This window comes from Falsiruegeria sp. JB4-1 (assembly GCF_055693495.1).
In genome coordinates this window covers 2,420,317-2,445,155 of the sequence record NZ_JBVFTZ010000001.1, presented here as the reverse complement: position 1 = coordinate 2,445,155, position 24,839 = coordinate 2,420,317, and the positions used below count along the sequence as shown (strand labels likewise).

The window sequence follows — 24,839 nt, the reverse complement described above, 5'->3', positions numbered from 1 at the left end:
GTCGTCATTTCTGACACAACTTTAGCGGGTGTTGCTGAAGTGCGGAGTCGACCGTGCGTTGGGTTCACCAGTGTTTATGTTTTGGAAACAATAATGAAAACACAGCCTGATTTTAACGATAAGGTAACCAATGCATCCCTAGGTTGTGTGGAAAACTCATCGGATAACAGCTGGATAACTAGGTCAGCAACTTTGTCATTGAGGGTGCGATAGGATGAACAATGTCTCGGTCTTACCTGTACCTCGTTGGGTTCCCGAGGGAGCGCGGCGATACTTGGCGCATACCGAAGCGGGGCGTTCCATTCGAGATCTGGCGCGCGGGGCCGGTTGCCATGCGTCGACTGTGATGCGTCAGATTCGAAAAGTTGAACTTCGCCGTGACGATCCTTTGGTCGATGCAGCGCTGCACACATTGGCGGCAACTCACTTTCCCTCGACAGACACGCGCAGCGATGCGCGTGAAGGGGCGAGGAGGAAGTCGACGAATGTTGCCGAGATAGACACATCCAATGTCGGCTCGGACGAGCCATTGGACAGTGCGACTTTCGACAATGAGGCCACGCGCGTGCTGCGACGTTTGTGCGAAAGCGGTGCTGTCCTGGCGGTTGCGGAAGATATGGACAAGGCCGTGGTTGTTCGCGATGACGGCAGTGGAGCCAGTGCACGCACTGCGGTTGTCGACAGTCCGATTGCGCAGGCCCTTGCGCTCAAGGACTGGATTTCTTGCGACAAACCGGGACGCATAAGCCGCTACCGGATTACAGCAACTGGTCGGGGCGCTTTAGGGCAATTGTTGGCTGAAGCTGAAAATAGGGCTCGGATGCAACAGGACAGGGGCTTTGCAGAAGCCCAGTCGCCCTTTGTCGGCCACGGTGCCGACCTTGCATCGGGTGAAGGGGCAGGTCTGCGAAATCGCCGCGCGCGCTATAGTCTTGCGGACAGCCCGCTAGTCGCACTTGCACGACGCAGGGACAGGGACGGGCAACCGTTCCTGGACGAAGGGTTGGTTCGAGCAGGCGAGAGATTGCGTGAAGATTTTGAACTGGCCCAGGTGGGATCCAACGTCACACAAGATTGGAATAGCTTTTTGACTGCGGGCGTTCAGGGTGGGGTAGCAAACCGAGCGCATACTGGGGCAGCCGCGAGCGAAGCAAAAGATCGCGTTTCTTGTGCGCTTGCAGACCTTGGCCCCGGGCTAAGCGATGTGGCATTGCGGTGTTGTTGCTACCTGGAAGGGTTGGAAACTGCGGAAAAGCAATTGGGGTGGTCGGCCCGGTCGGGCAAGATTGTGCTTCGGATTGCGTTGCAACGACTTAAGCGCCACTACGAGGAACGCAGTGCACGCGATCAGTTGATTGGTTGAAACCAACGTAAGGGTTTCACCCTCTCAGATTGGTTAACGTACTTCATAAAGCCCAGCGCTGCGTTTTGCATGCGGCGCTTTTCAGTCGTTCAGTGCCGGGTTCTTAAACAAAGTCAAAGACAGGCATAGGTGGCCTCCATCACACAGTGAACCGGGACTGGCTGCAATCAAATTGGTTGGTCGTAGTCTTTTGTGTTGATTAAGAGGAATTGTCTGAACCAGGGACTCATTGGCGCAGCCTTGTAATTCTCGGATGGTACAATAACGTTCTCTAATGAATTTTACGCTTCGACAATTGCACTACTTCAAGGCGCTCGTACAGCAACGCAACTTTGGGCGTGCCGCCCAAGTGTGCCATGTTTCGCAGCCTGCGTTGTCTGTCCAGATCAAACAGCTTGAAGACCTGATGGGTGGCGCCCTGGTCGAGCGGCATGCTCGCAATGTGGTGCCAACCCCTCTGGGGCGTGATGTGCTTTCATTGGTCGAGGATGTCCTGGGAGCGGCGTCGCGACTTGACCGACTGGCCCGAGACCAAAGCGATGGTCGGCGTTCGCTGTCCCTTGGCATCATCCCAACCATGGCACCTTATCTGTTACCCGGCGTGCTGGCGGCTCTGCGGGCTGGGGATCTGTCGTTGCAGGTGCAAATCCGCGAGGCACGAACCGAACGCCTGATTGCGGCCCTGAAGGCCGGCGAAATAGATGCCGCCGTACTGGCGCTGCCAACGGCCACCAAAGGTCTTAGCGAACAACCGCTGTTCGAAGACCGCTTTCTTTTGGCCGGGTCCGAACGGCGTTTGCGCAGCTTACCCCAAGGTGCTGATGCTGTGCGGCCAACCGATCTGAAGGCGGCCCACCTTATGTTGCTGGAAGATGGCCATTGCCTGAGTGATCAAGCGCTTGAAGTCTGCGGTCATGACCGCAATAGCGCTCAAATCAACATGGGGGCATCCTCTTTGCCGACCTTGTCGCGGCTGGTGGCCGAGGGATTTGGCCTGACCCTGATGCCCGAGTTAGCCGCGCAATCGGAACTGGCCGCAGTACCGGGCTTGAACCTGATCAGATTTCCGGAACCTGAACCCGCCCGGACTGTGGGTTTGGTACGGCGCAACACCACCAATGGGGACGGCTGGTTTGACGATCTTGCATTTCTGATCCGTCAAGTGGGCGAAGGAATCGTGCAAGACAGTCGCGCAGCTACGCTTTAATCAAAAATAGGCCCACCTAACGGCGGGCCTATGTGCTTTAGAAAAAAGGGAGCGACTTATGCAGGTTCTGCCGTCTTCGCTTCGACCAGATGCTTCATCACGGTCTCGGGCGACGAAACGCCGTAGGGGTCTTCGGGGCAGTTGTCCATCAGGCCGGGCTCTTCGAACCAGGCTTCTACCACGCCGTCTGTAACGATGGCCGCATAGCGCCACGAGCGCATGCCAAAGCCCAGATTATCCTTGTCGACCAGCATGCCCATTTTGCGGGTGAATTCGCCCGATCCGTCAGGGATCACCTTAACGTTCTTCAGATTCTGACCTTCGGCCCATTTGTTCATCACAAAGCTGTCGTTCACCGACATGCAATAGATTTCGTCGATGCCCTGCGCGATGAAATCAGCGTGGCCGTTTTCAAAACCCGGCAGCTGATAGGTCGAGCAGGTGGGGGTGAAGGCACCCGGAAGTGAGAACAGCACGACGCGCTTGCCTGCAAAGTAATCGGCGGTGGTCTTGTCTTCCCAACGGAAGGGGTTGTCGCCGCCTACGGCCTCGTCGCGGACACGGGTGTGAAAGGTCACGTCGGGCAGTTTTGCACCAGCTTTCATCGTTCAAGCTCCTGTGATTTGGTGTGTTTCAGTCGTGAATTAAAACGATTCTAAACCGGCTTCAATGCTTGAAATTGCTGCATTTGCACATATGGAGTTTAATTATATAAAACATGTATTTGGCACCCAAGTTTTGATGCGTATGCCGCGCTTGCACAACGGCTGTGCATAGCGGCCATGCGATGCTGGTACTTTTTGTGACGCGGCGTTATGATAGAAGGGAATGAATGCTGACCCATGCCCGTAACCTAGCCGAGGGACAATCCTGTGCGTGATCTGAAAGTACCCGAGCAACGCCACCCGGAAAAAGCCCACCGCCCGGACAATGCCCAGCCCAAGAAACCCAGCTGGATCCGTGTTAAGGCGCCCGGCGGCAAGGGCTATGCCGACACCCACAAGATCATGCGCGAGAACAACCTTGTGACGGTCTGTGAAGAGGCAGGCTGCCCCAACGTCGGCGAATGCTGGTCCCGTGGCCACGCCACCATGATGATCATGGGCGAGGTCTGCACCCGCGCTTGCACCTTCTGCAACATCGCCACCGGCAAACCGCCCAAGGATCTGGACGCGTTCGAGCCCGGCCGCGTTGCCCATGCGGTCGAAAAGCTGGGCCTGAACCACGTGGTCATCACCTCGGTGGATCGTGACGACATCAAGGACGGCGGCGCCGAGCATTTCGCGCAAACCATCCGCGCCGTGCGCCACCGATCGCCCAGTACAACGATCGAAATCCTGACGCCCGACTTCATCAAATGTGAACCGTCGGTGTTAGAGGTCGTGGTCGAGGCGCGCCCCGATGTCTTCAACCACAACCTGGAAACCGTACCGGGCCTGTACCCCGAGGTGCGCCCTGGCGCGCGTTACTTCCACTCGCTGCGTCTTCTGCAACGGGTCAAAGAACTCGACCCGTCGATGTTCACCAAATCCGGCATTATGGTCGGCCTGGGCGAAGACGAACAAGCCGTCCGCCAGGTCATGGACGACATGCGCGCCGCCGACATCGACTTCCTGACCATCGGGCAGTACTTGCAGCCCACGCCGAAACACCACGGAGTCGACCGCTTTGTCACGCCCGAGGAATTCGCGAGCTACGAAAAAGCCGCCTATGGCAAGGGCTTCTTGATGGTTTCGGCCACACCGTTGACACGCTCGTCCTATCACGCGGGTGACGACTTTGCCCGCCTGCGCGATGCGCGTCAGGCCAAACTCGGCCAGCAATGACGTCCGAACAGCTGGCGCGACTGACCGCGCTGCGCCATGATCTGCACCGCACCCCCGAGATTTCGGGGGAAGAGGCGCAAACCGCGGCCAAAATCGCGAAGGTCATGCGCGATCTGGGGGCCGACCAGGTGCTGACAGGCATCGGCGGCCACGGCGTCGCCGCGATCTTCAAGGGCACCGAACCGGGTCCCACCGTCGCCATCCGTTGCGAACTTGACGCACTGCCGATCCCCGAAGAAACCGGCGCGCCCTATGCCTCACAGATACCGGGCAAGGGCCACCTTTGCGGTCATGATGGTCATATGACGATAGTTGTTGCTGTGGCCGAGGCGCTCGCCTCCAAACGCCCCGCCAAAGGCCGCGCCGTGCTGATCTTTCAACCGGCCGAGGAAACTGGCAAAGGCGCTCCCGCCTTTCGCGCTGACCCTCAATTTGCTGAAATCGCCCCCGACGTGGTCTTTTCCTTGCACAACCTGCCGGGCCTCCCCTTGGGCCATGTCGAGCTTTGCACCTCTGCCGCCAACTGCGCCTCCCGCGGCATGCGTGTGGTGCTGACCGGCAAGACCTCTCACGCCGCAGCGCCCCAGGACGGGCTGTCTCCGGCCGCCGTGATGGCCAATCTGATGCCGAAATTGGCGGGGCTGGGGCAGGGTGGCGAGTTGAACGCAGACTTTGCCCTGACCACCCTGACCCACGCCACATTAGGCGAACGCACCTTCGGCGTCGCGCCGGGCCACGGCGAGCTCTGGATCACCCTGCGCACCGTCACCGACCCCCGGATGGAGGCATTGGTGAACGAGGCCGAAACCCTCGTCACCACATTCGCCCAAGCCGCAGGGCTGACGGTAAAGATCACCTATGACGACATATTCGAGGCCTGCACAAACGGGTCTGAAGCCACCCGGCACTTGCAGCAGTCCTGCCAATCGCTGAGCGTCCCGGTGCTACTGACCGACAGGCCGCAAAAATTCTCCGAAGATTTCGGCCAATTCGGCAAGTCGGCCGAAGCCGCCATGTTCTGGCTCGGCTCAGGTGAAAAACACCCTCAACTCCACAACCCTGACTACGACTTCCCCGACGCCCTGATCCCAGTTGGCGCAGGTATCTTCCTGCACGCCTTACGCGCCGCTTTGGGCTGATCGGCTTACTTCAGCAGGTCGCCCACGATCCCAACGGCATCAACCACAGTCTTGGTGTCGTCCGAGATCGACAGGATCTCGTCCCCGACCTTGACGTAACGCTGACCCTTGGGCAGCGGCTTGAGCTTCCATTTGCTCAGATCGTCAATGTAATCAAAGTTCAGATCGCCAGGAAGTTTCGCGCCACGTGTATAGCGCTTGATCTGACCGGGCGGGACCTTGACCCCTTTGTTGCCCTTGTCAACTTTGACCTTGGCACCGCCCTTGTTGCCTTTGTTTCCCTTGTCCTTGGCTTCGGCCAAATCGGCGCCCAGAACCAGAGCAGACACGGCAAGCGCGCTTAGTACGATGCTGGTGAATTTCATAATCAACCTCCTGAATACATCAAAGCTAACGGGCCGCGTCTAATCTGTCTATGGTGTTGCCCATCCATGCAATTTCCCGTTCAAGCCCCAACCGATGCACCCTAAGGATGAGGTCGCATCCCCCGCCACATGGGGCAGCGCCCGACCTCTGGCGGGTACGAAAACACCTTGCATGTTGTTTGTGAGAACTGCGGTTTGACTGGAGAGGTCGGGCGTACTCTGTATGAAACGATTGTTGTTTCGAAATTGCCAAAAAAGCGGAACCCTATCCAGTACTCTGATCGTCAAGCAGCCGAAATTCTCACGGCTGTCTTTTTGTAGGCCAAAGCTGGTCAGTCCTTAGGATGACCAAAGTTCGAAAGATCTTGGCATCGAAACCAAAGCACCGGCTGAGGGCAAGCAATAAGTGGATTTCAACGAAGTTTAATCAAGTGAGGACTTTAAGTTGGAAATAGCTATTGGTCTTGTGATTTTTATCGGTGTTTTGGTCATAATATTTCGTATTGGAAACAATGACGTAATTGATCAGCGAGATTCCACGCCTCGTAAGCCGAAGCCCTCTAATTCGCCAACACCAACAAGGCGTACCTCGCGTAAAGTGGGACGCTTCAACGATAGTAGTGTCAAACATCTGCGCGAACCACGGATTCTAACCGGAGCGGCATGGATCACCGATGGCGATACAATGACAATCAAGAAGACCCAAATACGTTTGTATGGAATTGACGCTCCAGAACTGAACCATCCCTTTGGCGTCAAGGCTAAGTGGGCGTTGCATAAGCTTTGCAAGGGACACGAAATTCGGGCCGAGATCGTTGATGTAGACGAATATGAACGAACGGTCGCAAAGTGCTATTTACCCGACGGTCGGGATCTGTCAGCAGAAATGGTAAAGCAAGGATTGGCGATCGATTGGCCCAAATATTCTGGTAAGAAATATGCACAACTCGAAGTGCCAGGCATCCGCAAGAAGCTCTTCTTGGCTGATGCTCGACAGAAAGGCCGTATGTACGTGTGGAAGCAATTCGAAGCCAGACAAAAAAGGTCTTCTTAGGAATTGCGTTTGGTGCGGGCTATCCGTCAACCGACGGATAAATGAAACCGTTCACGGGGTAAAAGTTGCCATATTGCCCTGGCTGGCTTTCGACCCGGACCAATGTCCAGTCGTTGTTTTTCGAGACGTCCTTGACGCCCATTTTCAACGAAACCTTGTTGCGGTGCCAATTGGCGTGGTTGATGATGATTTCGCGTTCGCTGACAACATCGGACACGACCGCTACATGTCCCAAAGGCATCCCACCGGTCGCCCGAAACGACATCACCGATCCAACAACAGGTTCAGCGCCACGCTCGTATGTATTGCGCGCTTTACCCCACCAGTCCTTTGCGTTGCCACGAATTTGGATACCGCTGAGATCTCGGGCGTAAGGCACGCACCATACTCTTTGTCCCTTAGAGTGCTTCTGTGAAACCTCAAGCAATGCGAAGGATTGGCGTTCCGGATTTAGTTCTGTGTAATCCGGTCTTTGGCTACAGGCAGCGACCAAAGCAAATAGCCCCAAAGTGACCACAGTGCGGGTGGTTTGGGGCAGGCGAAGCCAATTCATACGTCTTTTACAGGCGGTGTTTCGCAAGAAGCTTCTCTACCAGTTTGAACTTTCACAACGTTTTAAAGTGATCTCATTGGCTATGAAAAGTGACTTGTCAAATGCCCGGCAAGAATTCGCCTGTTCCTTGTGCGACCTTTTGGACAAGGGGTTGCCAAATGGTCTCTCTTCACCCATTGCAAAACATCGCCCTGACACGGCTGTGTGTTAGCGTCAGCCGAATACCTCGTGTCAATTCAAGTACATGATTTTATTGGTGAAACCTGGGTTAAGCCCAGCGGAAATTCGCGATACACTGAACCGGTTGGGTTTGTGCCGGTTCAGTGTAGATCGACTGTGCCTCAGTTCACCGTGACCCAACGCAGAATAAAGAAGTTGTCGGGCCGTTGGGTCAATTCGATGTTTTTGCCGGTGCCCCATACAAGCGGTTGAACATACAAGGTCACATAGGCCTGTTCGTCCTGCAGGACCTTGACCACCTCATCCAGCATCGCTTGCCGGGTCTCGGGGTTGATCTCGGATTGGATCAACGGCAGCAACTCGTCCACCCGCGGGTTGGAGAAGCCGCCAAAGTTCCAGCTACCCAGTTTTTTGTCCGGGTTGGGCGTGGTGGCCAGAAAGCGGATGGGATGTTCTGCATCAAAGGTTCCGGGCGACCAGCCCAGCAGGTACATGTCGTAGTTGTCTTCGCGCAGCTCGGGCCAGTAGTTGCGCACTGGCATTGCATCGAGTTCCGCCGTCAGACCGATCTGGGCCAGCATGCTGACCACGGCCTGACACACTGCCTCATCATTCAGATAGCGGTCGTTGGGGCATTTCAGGCCAAACGAGAAACCGTCAGGATAACCCGCCTCGGTCAGCAGTTCCTTGGCTTTGGCTACGTCAAAGGGTGGCCGCTCGGACAGCACACGGGAATACCCGTTCATCGCCGGGCTCACCAATTGCGAGGCAGCTTCGGCATTGCCGCGCATGATGGTGCGCAGGATGGCAGGTACGCTGATGGCATGGGCCACGGCCTTGCGCACGCGGGTGTCTTTGAACGGGTTGGGTTTGCCCTGATCGGCACCAAATTTCAGCACATCGGCCTCATGTGGAAAGCCCAGCATGATGACGCGCGCCTCGATTCCCTTGATCACAGTCACATCGGGGGAAGATGACAGGCGTTCGGCGTCCTGGATAGGCACCGGGTTGATCATGTCCACATCACCCGACAGCAACGCAGCGACGGCGGTGGCAGGGTTCTGGATCGGCGTGAATTCGGCCCGGGTGATGTTATGTTCTGCCTCACCCCACCAACCCTCGAACGGTTCCAGCACCGTGCGCAAGCCCGGCTCACGTGCAGTCACCTGAAACGCGCCGGTGCCATTGGCGTTGAGGGTCGCAAAGTTGCCATTGTCCTTGTCGGGCAGGGTGGCCTCGTTCGCCTCGGTCCAGCCACTGTCCATGATCATCCAGTTGGCGATAGAGGATGGGAACAGCGGGTTGGGCGCACTGGTGAGGAAATCGACCGTGTAGTCATCGACCACTTTTACATCTGCGATTGGCGCAAACCAACTGCGGGTGTCTGCCGCCTCGCTAGAGGCGCGTTGATATGAAAACAACACATCCTGCGCGTCAAAGGCGCTACCGTCCTGGAACGTCACCCCCTCGCGCAGGGTGAACCTCCACCCTTCGCCATCGCCGATGGGTTCCCACGCGGTCGCCAGCGCCGGTTCGACGCGCATGTCTTTGCCCCGCCGAACCAACCCCTCGTAGACGTTGTTGAGAAACCCCAACACGGGGGCGGAATTCACAGCATGCGGATCCAGTGTCTGTGGATCTGTGGTCGAGGCCCATTTGAATTCTGCGGCGTGTAGTGAAGTGGCCGCCAGTGCAACGGCCCCTACGGCAAATGCGCGGAACATGACAATCTCCCTGAGTATTCTTTTCGTGTCAGCTTGAGACAGTTTGACCCGTTTGACGAGAAAAGCAACGACCGCTGTACAATGTTGATTTGTGCCAGCCGCCTGCGCAGACTGTTTGCATAGCCATATCCCAGTGGAAGCGAGCCAATTCATGTTCAAAGATCATTACGGAAACGACATTACCACGGGGGTGGATCAGGCCCGCGATTCTTATGACCGGGGGTGGCCAGCTTTTTGGCCGCTGGTCATGATGCCGGTGACCATTTTGCCAAATCGGTTGAGGCAGACCCTGGCTTTGCCCTTGGGCACGTCGGGCTGGCGCGGGCGCAGATGATGGCAGGGGACATGGTCTCTGCCAAAGCGTCGATGGTTTCAGCCAAGGCGCATATCGATGGGGCAACAGCCCGGGAACAGGCGCATTTGAACACCTTTGACCTGTTGTTTCAGGGCAACCCGGTCGGGTGCCGCGCTGCTGTCAAATCGCATGTTCAGGATCACCCCCGTGACGCCATGGTGGCGCAGCTCTGCAGCAGTGTCTTTGGTCTAATCGGGTTTTCGGGCGAGGTTGGGCGCGAAGCTGACCTGTTGGCTTTCACCTCGGCCCTTTTACCGCATTACGGCGAAGATTGGTGGATGATGGGTATTCATGCTGTGTCATTATGCGAGACAGGGCGGTTGCTCGAGGCAGAAGCCATCATGGAGCGGTCTCTCGCACTCAATCCTCGAAACGCCAATGCAGCGCACTTCAAGGGGCACACGCTGTATGAGATGGGAGAGGCGCAAGCGGGGCTGGCTTACCTCAAGGATTGGATCAAAGAGTATGACAATCGCGGACTCTTGCATGGGCACCTCAGCTGGCACATTGCGCTTCATGCCCTGCACTTGGGTGAGATTGACGACATGTGGGCATACATTGACAGCGGAGTAGGGCCAGGAGGTTCGCGCGGATTGCCGATCAACACTCTTACGGACACGGCAGCGATTCTGCATCGTGCGGAACTGGCCGGTATTGCAGTTCCGTCTGAACGCTGGGCGGAAATGAGCGACTATGCCGCCAAGTATTTCCCGGAAACAGGGCAGAGTTTTGCAGATCTGCATGTTGCACTGGCCCACGCCATGGCTGGCAACGGAGATCGTTTGGCGTATGTGGTAGACACGGCCAAGGGGTTTGCGGCGGATCTGGTACGGCCAGCGGCGCAAGCTTGGGCCGCCATTGCCCGGCAGGACTGGCTTGGCGCGGTTGACCACCTGATCCCTGCACTGGCGCAAACCGAAAGGTTTGGTGGCAGTCGGGCGCAGCGGGATCTGCTTGAGCTGACTTACGTCAACGCCCTGATGAGACTTGGCCGCGACGCCGAGGCCAAGCACACGCTTGCTATGCGCCGCCCCGTTTTAGCGACCAATCCGCCCGTTGCCGGGTTGCAGTGAACTCGGAACAGCAGAGAGGACAACCAGGAATGACCACGCGCCCAATGAATACGGTGGTGATCCTGTCAGATGAACATAACCGGGACGTCCTTGGGTGTAACGGTGACCCTGTCGCACAGACGCCGCATCTGGATCAGCTTGCTGCGCAGGGCACTGTCTTTCGCACGGCCTATTGCAACTCGCCGGTCTGTGTGCCGTCGCGGGCGTCCTTCATGACCGGGCGCTATCCGCATCAGATCGGGGCATGGGACAGCACGTCGCCCTTTGACGGTCGACATGGTGGATGGGCTGCACAGCTGCGGGATCTGGGCCATCAGGTCGTGTCCATCGGAAAGCTCCATTTCCGCAGTAGTACGGATGACAATGGGTTTACGGACGAAATCGCGCCTATGCATGTGCACAATGGCACTGGTTGGATGTCGAGCCTGCTGCGCAGCCCACCACCGCCAATTGCGGGCGCAGAGCAGATGGCCGGGCAGATCGGACCGGGCGAGACAGGCTATACCCGGTACGACCGGGACATCACCCAAAAGGCCTGTGACTGGCTGCGAAAGGCTGCATCGGCTCCACGCGACAAGCCTTGGGTCTTGTATGTCGGGTTAGTTGCACCCCATTTCCCGCTCGTTGCGCCACAACGTTTCTTTGATCTGTACCAGGATGCAGAGATCCCGCCGCCCCGGCAATACACCGAAGCTGACAGACCCAGGCACCCGGTTCTGGATGCCCTGCGGGTGTCGTCCAATTATGATGACAGCTTTGATCCGGACAGCCTGCGCATTGCGCGGCAGGCCTATTATGGTCTGGTGTCCTTTCTGGATCACAACATCGGTCAGATCCTTGGGGCGCTGTCGGACAGCGGGCTGACTGACAGCACGCGGGTCATCTACTCGTCGGATCACGGCGACAACCTGGGCCATCGCGGGTTGTGGGGAAAATCCGTGATGTATGAAGATGCCGTGGCAGTGCCGCTGATTGTCTCGGGCCCGGATATTCCGGCCGGGCAAAGTGTCGACACACCGGTGTCTTTGGTGGACGTGCATCCAACGCTGCTGGAATTCGCGGGCGGGGCATCCGACCCGGATCTTCCGGGCACTCCCTTGAGCCGGTGGTTTGAGACCCCGAACCAAGACCGAGAAGTGTTCAGCGAGTATCACGATTGGTCATCGGTGACGGGCATGTTCATGCTACGCACTGCGCGGTGGAAGATCATTCGATATCCGGGCTATCCGGACCAATTGTTCGACATGCAAAAGGATCCGCAAGAAGCAATCGATTTGGCCGATGATCCCGCATTTTTACTGGTGTTACAGGACATGCGCGACCGATTGGATGTGATCGTCGATATTGATCAGATCAACGCTCGGGCCTTTGCGAACCAGCAAAGGAAGATAGACGCCTGCGGTGGTGTCGACGCCATTCTAGCGGGTGACGAGCAGGCTTACACCCCGGCACCCAGCTCGATCTGACGTGCCCTGACCAGACACGACAAAGGCCCGTCGATGTCTCGACGGGCCCATTTTTTGGTTCCACTGAGCAGCGCGGATCAGTTCAGCGTGAAATACTTGAACTTGGCGGTGTCATCCGGTGCCACGATGGTGCCAACCTTGGAGTTCATGCCCCAATTCAGAACCTGGTGGTGGATCGGGATATACAGCTGATCGTCCTGCACGGCAGTCCAGATCTCGTTGATCATCTCGTTGCGCTTGGGCAGGTTGGTTTCCGATGCCAACGCTACGATCTTTGCGTCCAGATCCGGGTTCGAGTAGCGCGTACCGTTCCACGAGCCGTACTTCTCACCCTTGGTGTGGGCCAGGAAGTTGAAGATGTATTCCGAGTCATATGTCGGAACGCCCCAACCCAGCATGTAGAAGTCGGTTTCCAGGTTGTTGATCAGCGGGAAGTGTTGCGCCTTGGGCTTGGCATCCAGGTTCACGGTCACGCCGATCTGCGCCAGCATGCCAACGGCTGCCTGGCAGATCGCTTCGTCGTTGATGTAGCGATCGTTCGGGCAGTCCAGCTGAATGCTGAAGCCATCACCATAGCCTGCCTCGGCCATCAGCGCCTTGGCACCTTCGATGTCGGTCGTGGACGAGCTGTCCATGGCCTCGTTCCAGCCGTTCACGAAGGGCGGCGAGATCATGCCAGCAGGGGCCGATTGGCCACGCATCACGACCTGTTTGATCGCATCGCGGTTGATCGCCATCGACATCGCCTTGCGCACGCGCACGTCTGCCAGAGGGTTCTTGCCGTCGACGTTATCATTCTTCAGGTCTGCATCGCCTTGGTTCATACCAAAGAAGATGACGCGGTTCTGCGGTGCGGTACGCACGTCCAGACCATCGGAACCTGCCACACGCTCGAGATCCTGAACCGGAACGTCCTGAATGAAATCAACTTCGCCAGACAACAGAGCTGCAACACGGGTCGCGGCGTTCTGGATCGGGGTATAGACGATCTCGGTCACGACCATTGGGAATTCACCTTTGCCCCAATAGTTCTCGTTGATCTTCATGACGGTCTTCACGTCAGGTTCACGGCTGACCAGCATGTAAGGGCCGGTGCCCATGGCGTTCTTGGCCGCGAAGGTGTCTTCGCCACCTTCATAGTCCTGAACCTTGACCGCGTCGTTTGCTTCGGCCCAACCTTTGTCCATCATGAACATGTTGGTCAGGTTGTTCGGCATGATCGGGTTCGGACCATCGGTCTCGATCTCGACGGTGTATTTGTCGGTGGCACGGACCTCTTTTACCGATGCCAGCAGTTCCTTGTAATCCGAGTCCGGCGTCATCGCGCGGTTCAGCGAGAAGACTACGTCTTCGCTGTCAAACTCGGCCCCATCGTGGAAGGTCACGCCTTCACGCAGTTTGAATACCCAAACATTAGGGTTGGCTTCGGACGGGCCCCATTCGGTGGCCAGCGCTGGCACCATCGCACCGGTCATGTCGCGCATCACCAGCGGTTCCATGATCTGATGCGCCAGAGCTGAAGTCGGTCCTTCGTTCTGTGCGTGCGGGTCCAGTGTCAGCGCGTCACCTGCGCGTGCCCATCGCAACGTCTCGGCCGATACCGCAGACGCCATCAACGCGGTCGCACTTACTGCGACCAATAGATGTTTCAATTTCATCTTTCTCTCCCATTTTTTTAGCCTGCGATTCTATTGCCGCAGGCGGTTGGACCTTGGCGGTCCTCATGGGGAGTATCATCCAAATACTTTGGCAGGTTGCAACGGTTGTCTGCACCATATCCCAACGTCAAGTGCGATTTCTTTGCTGTCAGGGGGACAGCCAGTGGCCGTTCCAGTTGTTTTTGCGTAGGAATTCCGCCCGCCAATGTCCGGCGTCAGACAGGCAAACCACGTCGAGGTGATTCAGCGAAACGGAAATTTTGGCAAAGTTCTGGATGTCAGGTGAAACCTTCCACGCATCCGATGCAGCGATCGGTGCTCCGGGGGCGGAACGTGACCATAGGCTTCGCGCATGTGATCGGGAACTTCGTTCCAGTCAGGCTGGATTACGTTTCCAGTTGTCATTGTTGCCTGCCCGGACAAACGCAATTGCATCAGTTGATCGGGTGCCCACAGATGTATTGAAACGGCATTGTTTGCCAAAAGCTCCTGTACTTTGATGGATCGGGCATCGGTAAAGACGGAAAGAACGGCTGCACGCCTGTCAAGCTCACGCAGCACAACCGTTCTGACCTGAGGCGCGTTTTTTTGTCCACAGTTGCCAAAGTCACGAACCGAAGGGGAGAGCGGTCGGTGGCGATCGCTTGATTCAACATGGCCCAGGTGTGCTCCCAAACAGTACTCAATGAAGGTTCAATCATATCCCGTCATTTCCAGATATCCTTTGCCGGTGTGGGTGCCAGTGACCCGCACGGGGCCTTCCCAATATGGAAAAGTCGTCCCCATCCAAGCCTCCGAATTGATAGCCTTGATCGTCACGTCTACGTCTCGATCAGACAGTGCCAGGTTCCATTCAACCGGAACCCGGCGTCCCGTTGTGTCATCCCAGAGTTTCGGGGTGGCGCTCACTGCACCGTTTTGGATGGGCGTTGCCGTCCCTTCCTTGGTTATCCAAGTGCCAGACGTGAAGAAATCGTCCGTTCCGCGCAAGCGAAAGGCCATCAAGCGGTCACCGCTGTCGAAAGTTAGTGAAAACCAGTCCCATCCGGATTGATCTTCGGACAACGGTTGAGACGACCATTCTCGATCCAGCCACGCTGATCCTGTCACGGGCATCGGCCCGTCTGGCAGGTTCAGTGATCCGGTAACTTCGTAGCCGGGCTGCGAATAATAGTAACTGGCCTGACCGGCTGCGGATTTGACGGAAAAGCCGTTATCGCCATGCGCGACAAGAGGGCCGGTCGCTACAAGTTGCAAATCATAGGTGAATTCAGCGCCACTTGCTCGCAACGACAGGTTTTCAAAGTCCGGGCCGACCATTTGCCAGTCGTCAATCCAGGCTTCGAAGGGGGCGGCGTTTGCACCCGCCTGACCGATTCCACCTCGTGAGAAACGTTCTTCAAAAAAGTGAGCGTCCGGTGTCGTCACCGCAGCATGACCCATCCAAAGTTGAGGACTGTTCCATCCTTCAGCTTCAAAAGGGCGCAAGGCACTGCGAAACAGCGTCCATTGGATGCCATAATCCCGGCCATCCGCACCTGTCAGATTGGCCGTGACATACCACCATTCGATCCTGAACTCCGGATGTGGCCCGTGGTCTTTGGGAAAGCTCAACTTGTAACCGCGTTCGGGAACCGCAAACCCGTCCGCATTGGCTCCCAAGCCTAGCAAAACCTTGCGCTTGCGACAGCGATGGACAGACCAAAACCAAAGACAGGATCAACCACTTAACGTTCATGGGCAAATACCTTGAGCAGATCAGATGGTGGAACTTTGAGAAGCCGACGGGCAGGCAGTAAGCCTGCGATAACAGCTGTAATCATCGCCAAAACACCGAGCCGTAGCCAATCCGCCGGGAACACAAACATGGGAAGCCTCCAGCCAAAGGCCTCGACATTGATCACGGCAAGCAGGATCCAAGCCAACAACAGCCCAAGGGGCAGGGCAAGCAGGGTCGTCAGCATTGCCAGAACTACGCTTCGCAGCAACTCCAGCCCGGCAAGTTTTCCCCGTGTGATACCCATGGCCCAAACAGGGGCAAGCTGAGGTAGGCGTTGGGTCCAAAGCGTCAGGAGGCTGGTGAAAATGGCAAACCCCGCCACCCCGAGCGTCAGGATGTTGAGCGCCCCGGTGACAACAAATGTTTTGTCAAACACCTCCATCGAGCGGGCCTTCAGGCTGGCCTGGTCAATGACCGATCCCGGTGGCAGGTCAAACTTGGCCCGCAAAGTGGTGACCAGCTGAGGCACATCGCCTGGGGGCAATCGAACGCCGAACCGGGTGTTGGGAACGTGATGCCCGAACCGATGAAGTTCGGAGATTGCGACAATGGCTTGCGCTGTCGGATTCCCATAATCCGAGTAGACACCAACAACCGGGTATTTCTGTATCGCGCCCAAAGCGACGCTATCGCCGGGCCAAATGTCATTCCGCCGCGCCATCTGTTCGTTGATCAAAATACCATTACCACCCATCACCCTGTCCCAGGCGCCGTCGATCTTGTGCAACAAAGGCCAATGGGCGCGATAGGTTTGATCGTCGACAACCCCGTAGATGAACAAGGGCGCGTCCCTGAATTGCATTTCAAAAGATCTGATGGGCAAAACCCGCTCGGCGTTTTGGGTCAACCATTGTTCAATGCGTGCACCTTGTTCGTCATTTCGTGCGGTCACATAGAGCTCTGCCGTCAGTCGCTGATCCAGCCAGCCGGTGAAGGTCAGACGAAAACTAGACACCATGGTGCCAACACCAATGTTCGCAGCCATGGCCAGCAAAAGCGCCATCAGGGCCAACGACAACCCGGGAAGCTGCGCCTTCATGTCGGCCCAAATCCATTCCGCCAATGCCGACCTTGCAAATCGGCTACCAAGCGTCAGCAGCAATGAAAGAAGCAACGGCAGGGTGAGCGCAGCCCCGGTTAAAAGCCCTGCCAAGAAGGCAAACCCGGCAATCAGCCCGTCGGCAATCAAAAGCGCGGTGACACCCAAACCTGCTAAACCGAGCCCCGCCACTGCCAATTGACGGGCCGACCTGTTCGCTCTTTCGGACCATGCGCCGACACCGGGTGCCGACAGAAGGGGCATCCGAGCCAATTTCCACATCGCCTGTCCACTGGCGGCAACGGTTCCCAAAAGTGCCATACCCAACCCCGATGCGATCCACCAAGGACGTATCGTCAGGGTACCTTCCACAGGAGCCCCATACAGACCCCTGAGTGTAGCGGCGACATCAGGCAAAAGGGCGGCGGCGATGACTAGGCCCAGTCCCAGTCCGAGGCTCCCCCCGACTAGAGCCAGTGTCAGCAGTTCCACCACGAGAATTCGTCGTAAATGTGCAAGTGGCAACCCAAGCGCCCGTAGGGTGCGGATCATGGGGCGGCGTTGCTCAAAGGCCAAGCCAACGGTGCCATGCACAATGAATAGCCCGACGGCAAAGGACAGCAATCCAAAGGCTGTCAGGTTCAGGTGGAAACTGTCAGTCAGGCTGGCAATTCCGTCGTCTCCCCGAGCATTGACCCGGGAAAGCTCGGGGGCCACTTGATCAAATGCAGGTAACCCCTTTGGTTGCCGGGGTAAAACAACGACGTAACTGATATGGGAGGGGCTGTTGAGCAGATAGGCCGCTGTCCCAATGTCAGTCAGAACAGTTCCAACAGGTACGTTGTTGCTTTCAACAACGGGAGGTAGACCTTCCACTTTTCGCAATCGTTCAGCCAACGCGGGACGTGCAAATAACCGACCGGGGGCAGTCAATGCTTCCACTGGAGCAATTCCCTGTTCGTTTGCCGCTTCGGCAATGGCGGGCAGGGTCGGATAGCTGAGCAGATCAACCCCCAACAAATCGACGCGACCCAGATTCAACGAAAGCTGACCTTCGAGAACAGCGGCTACCTGCCATCCAGAGCGCCGAAGCATTCGATACTGTTGCAGTGACATCTGACCAGATGGATGGATCAGCCGATCAAGAGCGCCTATCGACAATTGATCCGACGCGCGTGAATAGCTGGCGCGCGCTTCGGCGTTGATGGCCTGAACCGCTGACCACAGGGCCGTCGCCAGAGCTATTCCACCAAGCAACGTCATCAATTGCAATGGGTGCCTGCGCCAGTGGGACCAGATGGCCAATAAAGCGGCACGTGTCATGCAATCTGTCCTTGGGACAAATGTACCTGACGATCTGTTCTCGCTGCAATGGTGCTTGAATGCGTGACCAGGAGAAGGGCAGATCCGGTATCCTGCACCAATTCAAGCATCAGATCCATGACGGTTGTGCTTGCCACATCGTCAAGATTGCCAGTGGGTTCGTCTGCCAGCAGCAGCGAGGGCTTCACAGCCATTGCCCGCCCAATGGCCACGCGCTGCTGTTGGCCACCCGAGAGTTGCTCGGGCTTGCGATCTAAAAGATCGGCAAGCCCCAAACGATCTGACAATTGGCGCTGCCAGTCCGGGTCAAACCGATTGGCAAGCCGCGCGTGAAAAGACAGGTTCTGTTCAACCGTCAGTGATGGGATCAGGTTGAATTGCTGAAACACCAGTGCAACCTGATCGCGTCTGAGGGCCGCTCGGCCTGCGTCGTCAAGCAAAGAATAGTGCACACCATTCAACGTGATTTCGCCGGTATCAAATTGATCCAATGCCGCAGCTAGGTTCAGTAGGGTGCTTTTGCCGCTTCCGCTGTCGCCAGTCAGCGCAAGGGTTTCTCTGCGTCTCAGTTCCAGAGATACACCTGCAAGGACCGGGCGCCCGCCGGGATATGTCTTGGAGATCTGATCTATACACAGCAGCATGCCTGTTCCGGTCCTTTCCAGTTCGGATGCCCGAAGACATAGTTTGGTTTGAAAAAGTCGGCTGTCCAGAGACGAAATGATAAGAGCAACCTTCCGTCGCACCCAACCGAACGGATTGACCTTGCATCCGAATTCCGACACGAAGGGATCTGTTTCAAACGCATTTTGGCGGATCTGACACTCTTGGGGGAATGACCATTGTCAATGGCTCAGCAGATATTTTGGGGAAGTGTAAACCTTGGAATATGTTTTGCGGTAGAGATTGTACTGTTGGTTTTTTGCACGATTTGGTTGCAGCGGCTTTCGAGAAGAACACAGAATTTTTCCATGACCTTGCGTGCTGGGTCGATGATCGGGCTGTCCCTTGGTGTCATCGTTCTGGCCCATACCATTCAAGTCTGGATGTGGGCGGGAGCTTGGGTGTTCACAGCAGTGATGCCGGATTGGAACTCGGCAATCTACTTTTCGCTGGTCACGTATACGACGCTTGGTTACGGGGATATCGTTCTTGGCCCAGAATTGCGAATTTTCGCGGCGTTTGCGGCAGTTACTGGGCTTTTGGCATTTGGTCTGTCCACTGCCTATCTTGTTGCCATGATGAGTCGGATGTTCCAACTGGATGGAAGATTTTGAACCGACAATTCATAAAACCGGTGACACCAGCCGGGCTAAAGGCGCCCCATAGCGTACATAGGTGGACTGAAGAGCAAGTGGTTTGATTAGCTCGTAAGAGTTTTCAAAGTCTTCCTGAAACATGTCGTCGACAGCGGCGGCGACCTCTGCATCAAAAAACAGAGCCATCGCCTCGAAATTCAAGCGGAAGGAACGATTGTCCAGGTTGGTCGTGCCAACGGCAGCGAGCGCGTGATCCACGACAAAGGCCTTTTGGTGCATGAACCCATCCGTGTACCGGTACACCTTGACGCCTGCCTCGATGATCTCGTCGAAATAAGCGAATGCGGCAAGCCAGGGCATCTTGTGGTCGATGACGTCAGGCACCAACAGACGTACATCGACACCGCGCATAGCCGCATTGGTTAACGCAGTCATGACATCGATATCTGGCACAAAGTATGGGGATGCGAGCCAGATCCTCTCTTGCGCGGCAGCGATGGCGGAAAAAACATCATCGAGCCAGTCTCTGTCCGATCGCCAGGGCCTGTGGCAACGATGACAGCATTGGCGTTTTTTTCGGCATCTGGCGCGGTCCAGTTCAGGACATCCAGCAAATCCTCGTCTCTGGCCCAATGCCAATCTTCGACAAAGATCAGTTGTAGTTGCGATACGATCGGTCCTTGAATGCGCATGTGCGTATCGCGCCAACGCCCGAATTTCGGATCAAGCCCAAGGTATTCATCGCCTACATTGTGCCCACCGATAAAGCCAGTGGTGCCGTCGATCACAACCGTTTTGCGGTGGTTGCGGTAATTTAGCTGAAAACGGTACTTGGGGCCGCGCTGATCTGCCGGGTCGACCACATCAATACCGGCACTACGCATCTCTTCGGAATAAGAGCCGGGAAGGTGATAGCTGCCAACGGCGTCCGTCATGAAACGGACTTTGACCCCACGTTTGGCGGCGGCAATCAATCTGGCCTGCAAGCGCATTCCCAGATCATCAGCCCTCACGATATAGAACTGGATCAGGATGTAATTCTGTGCCGCGTCAACAGCGTCAAAGATTGCCTTGAACGTTGCTTCACCATCGACCAGCAACTCGGCCTCATTGCCCGTGAGAACCGGTAGATTGGCGATCGCTTCGAACGGTTTGATGTTCATGGTGAGGGTTTCGGGGGCAGGGCGGATGTGTTCGGAATAGGCTTTGATCCCTTGCACCACGCGTTCACTCTCGCGACGTGCGACGCGGTAGCCGGTGAAACGATGGTGGCCCAGGAACAGATAGAGTGGCACCCCAGCCCAGGGAACTGAAATTAGGAAAACCACCCAGCCAACGGCGCCCTGTGGTGTGCGGGCGGTTTGGGCTGCCCGAACAGCGCAAAAAACGGCAGAGATGAAAAGTAGCAGAACTCCCAGTGCCACCAAAAATGACCACATGTCGCTTGCTCCCCCTCTCTTGCTTCAATTCTGGCCGGTGTAAATCCGCTGCCAATCCTGCTTCATGTCAACGATAGTCCATCCCAAGCCCGGGCCCTTGTCCAGCCCGTCGACCAATCGGCCAATCGGGCTTTCGCGATCATAGGCGTATTCGCGGTCGGCATCAGTGTGATGCACCAGCAGGCCAAAGCGCGGGCCATCCCCGGCGGTGGTCCACTCCAACATGGCGAAATCACCATCCGAGTTGCCACCTGCAAAGATCGGTCGCCGCCCAATGGTGCGTTCGATATTGATGGGCTTGCCTTCCTTGTCGTCAACAAAGGCGATGCCCGGCACTTTGGAGATCACAGGTGCGCCGTCAACTATGGCGTATTCGGTGTTGGTGTACGTGCCCAGTACCTGTTCGGGCGGGATACCATAAGCCTCGTGCGCAAAGACCCGCATAAAGTGGATGCCCCCACCGGATACGATGTAAGTCTTGAACCCTTCGTCGCGCAGATAGCGCAGCAGCTCGACCATCGGCTGATAGGTCATTTCGTCATAGGGGAGGTCGGTATCAGGGTGTTTCGTTGCGTCCAACCACTGCGCGACTTCTTGTTGGAAGGCGTCAACGGTCATGCCGCTGTGTGTGGCATTCAGAATTTCGAACAGGGCGTCGTGACCACCTGCAAGCACCGTTTCCATGTCGCCCGCAGCAGCGGCTTTGAGGACATCCGTGCTTAGAACGCCTGGGTCAGCTTCAGCCATTGTTTTCAGTCGATCGATGGCAAAGATGAATTGGAAATAGACCGGCTGTTCCCCCCACAATGTCCCGTCGTTGTCAAAGACGGCAATCCGTTCGCTTGGCGTGATGTAGTCGCCCGATGAGGGATCCGTCACGGTTTCAACAAAAGCGAGGATATCGGACTTGGCGCCAGTTTCAGACCAGGATGGCAAAGGGTCGGCCATTACGGTTGTGGCGGCAAAAAGAGCGAGAGCAGAAGTCAAAGAGCGGAGCACGATAGACATCCCAAAAATCAAAAGAAAAGAAACAAGGCCCCGGGGTGATCCGGGGCCTTGCACAAATGGTGTCGATTACTTGGATCCAACACTGTTCAGGATCATGTCGGACGCATCGCCGATGGTGAAGCTACCCGGTTTCTGACGCGGCGGGAACTCTTCGAACGTGGCCAGGAAACTGCCCACGTAATCCGCTGCTGGCAGCAGCAGGTACGCGCGGTCGATGTACCAGTCCCAGTAGGTGTTCGAAGTGATATTCGAACGCTCATAGGGGTCACGACGCAGGTTGAACAGCAGTGGAATACGCAGCGGAGTCCAAGGCTCGGCCCAGGCGCGCAGGGTCTGCGGGTAACGATGCTCAAGGAAGATCGCCTTCCAGTCGTTGTAACGCAGCGCTGTCAGGTCGCCGTCATCCGAGAAATAGAAGATCTCGTTGCGGGGCGAGGCGTCCTCTTCTCCCAGCAGATAGGGCAGAGTGTTGTAACCGTCCAGATGCACTTTGTATTCACGTCCAATGGCCTGAACACCGCCAGATTTCAGCTGTTCCTTGATGTCCGAAACGCCAGCCATAGCCACGAACGTCGGCAGCCAGTCCATGTGGTGCACAATTTCGTTCGACACTGTTCCTGCGTCGATTTTGCCAGGCCAACGGACCATGGCAGGCACGCGGAAGCCTCCTTCCCAGTTGGTATTCTTTTCGCCGCGGAAGGGGGTCATCGCCGCATCGGGCCAAGTGTTCATATGGGGACCGTTGTCGGTGGAATACTGAACAAAGGTCTTGTCTGCGATACCCAGCTCGTCAAGTAGATCCAGCAGCTGACCCACATGCATGTCGTGTTCGATCATGCCTGCAGTGTATTCATCAGCCACACCGCCAACGATGTCATTGGCCTGTGCCCGCATCTCGTCCTTGACGTGAGTGCGGAAGTGCATGCGCGTACCGTTCCACCAGACGAACCACGGAACGCCCTGTTCTTCTTTGCGTTTGATAAAGTCGATGGCAGCGGCCAAGGTTTCATCATCCACGGTTTCCATCCGCTTTTTGGTCAGCGGACCGGTGTCTTCGATGGTGCCATCAGATTTCGAGCTGATGACGCCGCGCGGACCAAAACGCTCGCGAAACTCGGGACTTTGCGGATAGTCTTCGTTTTCCGGCTCTTCTTCTGCGTTCAGGTGGTAGAGGTTGCCGAAAAATTCGTCAAAACCGTGGTTTGTCGGCAGCATTTCATCCCGGTCGCCCAGGTGATTTTTACCGAATTGACCCGTGGCATAGCCTTGCTCCTTGAGCAGACCAGCAATGGTGGGGTCCTCGACCTGCATGCCCTCAGGTGCACCGGGCATACCAACCTTGGACAGGCCGGTGCGGAATACGGACTGGCCGGTGATGAACGATGAGCGACCCGCGGTACAGGATTGTTCACCGTAGTAGTCGGTAAAAATCATGCCCTCTTGCGCGATGCGGTCGATGTTGGGCGTGCGATAGCCCATTACGCCCATCGTGTAGGCCGAAATGTTCGACTGACCGATGTCATCGCCCCAGATTACCAGGATATTGGGTTTCTCGCCGTCTTGTGCCAGCGCTGTCCCAACGGTCAGAACCAGCGCGGCAGAGGCCGCTGACAGGTAGGTTAAACTACTTCGAAAAAAGTTCATGTGTGTCTCCTCAAATGAACCAAAAACCAGTTTACACAGTCATTGCAACGACTTCAGAATTTTTCAAAAAAATCGTTCGTCGCTCTAGTGTTTTGCATCAATCGGAATGTATTGATCTGAGTTTAACTGTGGCAGAAAAACCTGATTTTTCAACGACAAATGTCGGGCCTGTCCCAGTTTTCGCAATTTTTGGAAGGTAGGAGCGAGATGTCGCCAATCGGGTGCTCTTGAATTCGGACTCGCGCCATAGATGTTTCGTCCTATGGCCAGCAGTTCGGTGTTCATGTTGTCCCAATCGGATGCGTCTAAATCCGGAAAATGCTGTGCCCATCGTTCAAGCGCTGTGTATGTGCCGGACAAATCTTGTTTGGCAATCATGCGGCTGACCTGCTTTGAAGCATAGTGTTCCGAAGCAAAGTATCGCTCCGCGCCTCGTCGCCAGATGTTTCGAAATCGTGGTAGAAAACGGCGAAGAAGCAAGAGAGATGCTCCAAGGATTGCAGCGACTGCAAACAGTTTGATTGCAATCTGGCGGTAATCCGGCGGCGGCGGAGGGGCGGGTTCAAGTACAAGGTCGATGGCATCTAACTGTGCCGTAGCGATGGTGTCGTTTTTCAAATCATACCAATCAATTCGGACAGCAGGCAGACTTACTGTTCCGTCTGTTTGTACGAGATACGTCACGGTTTCCGTTCGTGTTCCCGAAAGCACCCCGCGTTCTTCCTTACTGGAAACCCTTGGTTCCTTGGGATAGGCGCGTAGAATTTCGGATTCCAAGGGCGAGATGAGTTGGGGGATCAGGATGGGAGTGGTTCCGTCTATTTTTGCGGTGATCGTGCGCGTTATTGCGTCACCGACCGACATTGTCGTTTCCCCTTCGACTTGTTGTGACAGATCGAAGCCGGTTGCCAACACCATTGGGTCAAGATTTGCTGCTGACAAAGGAACCGTTGCCTGGAATGTCAGTGAAGGCATTTGGATTTCGACCTGGGTCGGAGAATTTGTACCGGGGTCGGCGTACGTCAGCGTAATAGGTTGCGGTGGAAATTCAAACGATCCGGTGGCGAGTGGATAGAGACGGTAGGTTCGGATGGTGCCCGACATGGAAATTCCATCTCGTCGCTCGCTTGTCGGGGTTGTCGCGCGATCGGGTAAACGCACCAGCAGGTCTGGCAACTCGATACTCGGATATACCGGTGGGTTGGGCATGTAGGTCGGCACCAGGATTTTTATCTGGAGTTTGACCGGTTGCCCGACAAATACCTCGTTTTCGGACAATTCGACCTCGACAATTGGAGCGACTTTGACAACGTCGGTCTCGGTCTCGGAATTTGTGGACTGTACGTCGACGTCCGGCTCGACCTGCTGGGATCTGGGTGTTGGG

21 protein-coding genes and 1 pseudogene are annotated in these 24,839 nt (G+C 56.2%); 8 read left to right on the top strand and 14 right to left on the bottom strand.

What is annotated here, in order from left to right:
* The first annotated feature begins 214 nt into the window (after positions 1 to 214).
* Positions 215 to 1,363, top strand: a complete 1,149-nt coding sequence (locus ACZ1HE_RS12465; RefSeq protein ID WP_472621231.1) for a DUF6456 domain-containing protein — start codon at positions 215 to 217, stop codon at positions 1,361 to 1,363.
* A gap of 274 nt (positions 1,364 to 1,637) precedes the next feature.
* Positions 1,638 to 2,570, top strand: coding sequence for a LysR substrate-binding domain-containing protein (locus ACZ1HE_RS12460; RefSeq protein ID WP_472621229.1), 933 nt, complete (start codon positions 1,638 to 1,640; stop codon positions 2,568 to 2,570).
* Between the two features lie 56 nt (positions 2,571 to 2,626).
* Here ACZ1HE_RS12460 and ACZ1HE_RS12455 read toward each other — a convergent pair whose 3' ends face one another.
* Complete coding sequence (locus tag ACZ1HE_RS12455; RefSeq protein WP_472621227.1) at positions 2,627 to 3,175, bottom strand: redoxin family protein; 549 nt, start codon at positions 3,173 to 3,175, stop codon at positions 2,627 to 2,629.
* A 267-nt stretch (positions 3,176 to 3,442) separates the two neighbouring features.
* Between ACZ1HE_RS12455 and lipA the strand changes: the two genes are divergently transcribed.
* Both lipA and ACZ1HE_RS12445 read left to right on the top strand, forming a co-directional pair.
* The gene (gene lipA, locus ACZ1HE_RS12450) at positions 3,443 to 4,396 is read left to right on the top strand and encodes a lipoyl synthase (protein ID WP_472621225.1); all 954 of its coding nucleotides are present in this window, start codon (positions 3,443 to 3,445) and stop codon (positions 4,394 to 4,396) included.
* Positions 4,393 to 5,535, top strand: coding sequence for an amidohydrolase (locus ACZ1HE_RS12445; RefSeq protein ID WP_472621223.1), 1,143 nt, complete (start codon positions 4,393 to 4,395; stop codon positions 5,533 to 5,535). The genes lipA and ACZ1HE_RS12445 overlap by 4 nt, the downstream gene beginning before the upstream one ends.
* Before the next feature lie 5 nt (positions 5,536 to 5,540).
* Here ACZ1HE_RS12445 and ACZ1HE_RS12440 read toward each other — a convergent pair whose 3' ends face one another.
* A complete protein-coding gene (locus ACZ1HE_RS12440) occupies positions 5,541 to 5,900 on the bottom strand; it encodes a hypothetical protein (protein WP_472621221.1) in 360 nt (119 codons plus the stop codon).
* 445 nt (positions 5,901 to 6,345) lie between these two features.
* Here ACZ1HE_RS12440 and ACZ1HE_RS12435 point away from each other — a divergent pair, with 445 nt between their 5' ends.
* Positions 6,346 to 6,954: a thermonuclease family protein gene (locus tag ACZ1HE_RS12435; protein ID WP_472621219.1), complete on the top strand. Its 609-nt coding sequence runs from the start codon at positions 6,346 to 6,348 to the stop codon at positions 6,952 to 6,954.
* A gap of 19 nt (positions 6,955 to 6,973) precedes the next feature.
* Here ACZ1HE_RS12435 and ACZ1HE_RS12430 read toward each other — a convergent pair whose 3' ends face one another.
* Both ACZ1HE_RS12430 and ACZ1HE_RS12425 read right to left on the bottom strand, forming a co-directional pair.
* Positions 6,974 to 7,507, bottom strand: coding sequence for a CHAP domain-containing protein (locus ACZ1HE_RS12430; RefSeq protein WP_472621217.1), 534 nt, complete (start codon positions 7,505 to 7,507; stop codon positions 6,974 to 6,976).
* Between the two features lie 341 nt (positions 7,508 to 7,848).
* Positions 7,849 to 9,411 carry an ABC transporter substrate-binding protein gene (locus ACZ1HE_RS12425; protein WP_472621215.1) on the bottom strand — a complete coding sequence of 521 codons (1,563 nt, stop codon included), beginning with the start codon at positions 9,409 to 9,411 and terminating at the stop codon, positions 7,849 to 7,851.
* Between the two features lie 222 nt (positions 9,412 to 9,633).
* Here ACZ1HE_RS12425 and ACZ1HE_RS12420 point away from each other — a divergent pair, with 222 nt between their 5' ends.
* Positions 9,634 to 10,839, top strand: coding sequence for a tetratricopeptide repeat protein (locus ACZ1HE_RS12420; RefSeq protein WP_472621213.1), 1,206 nt, complete (start codon positions 9,634 to 9,636; stop codon positions 10,837 to 10,839).
* A gap of 29 nt (positions 10,840 to 10,868) precedes the next feature.
* Positions 10,869 to 12,305 carry a sulfatase-like hydrolase/transferase gene (locus ACZ1HE_RS12415; RefSeq protein ID WP_472621211.1) on the top strand — a complete coding sequence of 479 codons (1,437 nt, stop codon included), beginning with the start codon at positions 10,869 to 10,871 and terminating at the stop codon, positions 12,303 to 12,305.
* 77 nt (positions 12,306 to 12,382) lie between these two features.
* Here the strand turns inward: ACZ1HE_RS12415 and ACZ1HE_RS12410 are convergent, their stop codons facing one another.
* The 5 genes and pseudogenes from ACZ1HE_RS12410 to ACZ1HE_RS12390 form a co-directional block, all read right to left on the bottom strand.
* On the bottom strand, positions 12,383 to 13,963 hold the full coding sequence (locus tag ACZ1HE_RS12410; RefSeq protein WP_472621209.1) for an ABC transporter substrate-binding protein: 1,581 nt from the start codon (positions 13,961 to 13,963) through the stop codon (positions 12,383 to 12,385).
* A gap of 243 nt (positions 13,964 to 14,206) precedes the next feature.
* Positions 14,207 to 14,638: a PNPOx family protein gene (locus ACZ1HE_RS12405; protein WP_472621207.1), complete on the bottom strand. Its 432-nt coding sequence runs from the start codon at positions 14,636 to 14,638 to the stop codon at positions 14,207 to 14,209.
* A gap of 18 nt (positions 14,639 to 14,656) precedes the next feature.
* Positions 14,657 to 15,701: pseudogene (locus ACZ1HE_RS12400) on the bottom strand (lipocalin-like domain-containing protein).
* Positions 15,691 to 18,105, bottom strand: a complete 2,415-nt coding sequence (locus ACZ1HE_RS12395; protein ID WP_472621205.1) for an ABC transporter permease — start codon at positions 18,103 to 18,105, stop codon at positions 15,691 to 15,693. The pseudogene ACZ1HE_RS12400 and the gene ACZ1HE_RS12395 overlap by 11 nt, the downstream one beginning before the upstream one ends.
* Positions 18,102 to 18,749 (bottom strand): ABC transporter ATP-binding protein, encoded by a 648-nt coding sequence (locus tag ACZ1HE_RS12390; protein ID WP_472621203.1) that lies wholly within the window; start codon positions 18,747 to 18,749, stop codon positions 18,102 to 18,104. The genes ACZ1HE_RS12395 and ACZ1HE_RS12390 overlap by 4 nt, the downstream gene beginning before the upstream one ends.
* Positions 18,750 to 19,076: 327 nt before the next feature.
* On the opposite strand from ACZ1HE_RS12390, the gene ACZ1HE_RS12385 reads away from it, so the two are divergent.
* On the top strand, positions 19,077 to 19,382 hold the full coding sequence (locus tag ACZ1HE_RS12385; RefSeq protein ID WP_472621201.1) for an ion channel: 306 nt from the start codon (positions 19,077 to 19,079) through the stop codon (positions 19,380 to 19,382).
* Positions 19,383 to 19,391: 9 nt separating this feature from the next.
* Here the strand turns inward: ACZ1HE_RS12385 and ACZ1HE_RS12380 are convergent, their stop codons facing one another.
* From ACZ1HE_RS12380 to ACZ1HE_RS12360, 5 genes are all read right to left on the bottom strand, one after another.
* A complete protein-coding gene (locus ACZ1HE_RS12380; protein WP_472621199.1) occupies positions 19,392 to 19,817 on the bottom strand; it encodes a phospholipase D-like domain-containing protein in 426 nt (141 codons plus the stop codon).
* Positions 19,796 to 20,803 carry a phospholipase D-like domain-containing protein gene (locus tag ACZ1HE_RS12375; RefSeq protein ID WP_472621197.1) on the bottom strand — a complete coding sequence of 336 codons (1,008 nt, stop codon included), beginning with the start codon at positions 20,801 to 20,803 and terminating at the stop codon, positions 19,796 to 19,798. Before ACZ1HE_RS12375 ends, ACZ1HE_RS12380 begins: the two co-directional genes overlap by 22 nt.
* 24 nt (positions 20,804 to 20,827) lie before the next feature.
* The gene (locus tag ACZ1HE_RS12370; RefSeq protein ID WP_472621195.1) at positions 20,828 to 21,751 is read right to left on the bottom strand and encodes an HAD family hydrolase; all 924 of its coding nucleotides are present in this window, start codon (positions 21,749 to 21,751) and stop codon (positions 20,828 to 20,830) included.
* 126 nt (positions 21,752 to 21,877) lie between these two features.
* Positions 21,878 to 23,455, bottom strand: coding sequence for an arylsulfatase (locus ACZ1HE_RS12365; RefSeq protein ID WP_472621193.1), 1,578 nt, complete (start codon positions 23,453 to 23,455; stop codon positions 21,878 to 21,880).
* Between the two features lie 84 nt (positions 23,456 to 23,539).
* Positions 23,540 to 24,733 (bottom strand): hypothetical protein, encoded by a 1,194-nt coding sequence (locus ACZ1HE_RS12360; protein ID WP_472621191.1) that lies wholly within the window; start codon positions 24,731 to 24,733, stop codon positions 23,540 to 23,542.
* Positions 24,734 to 24,839 lie beyond the last annotated feature (106 nt).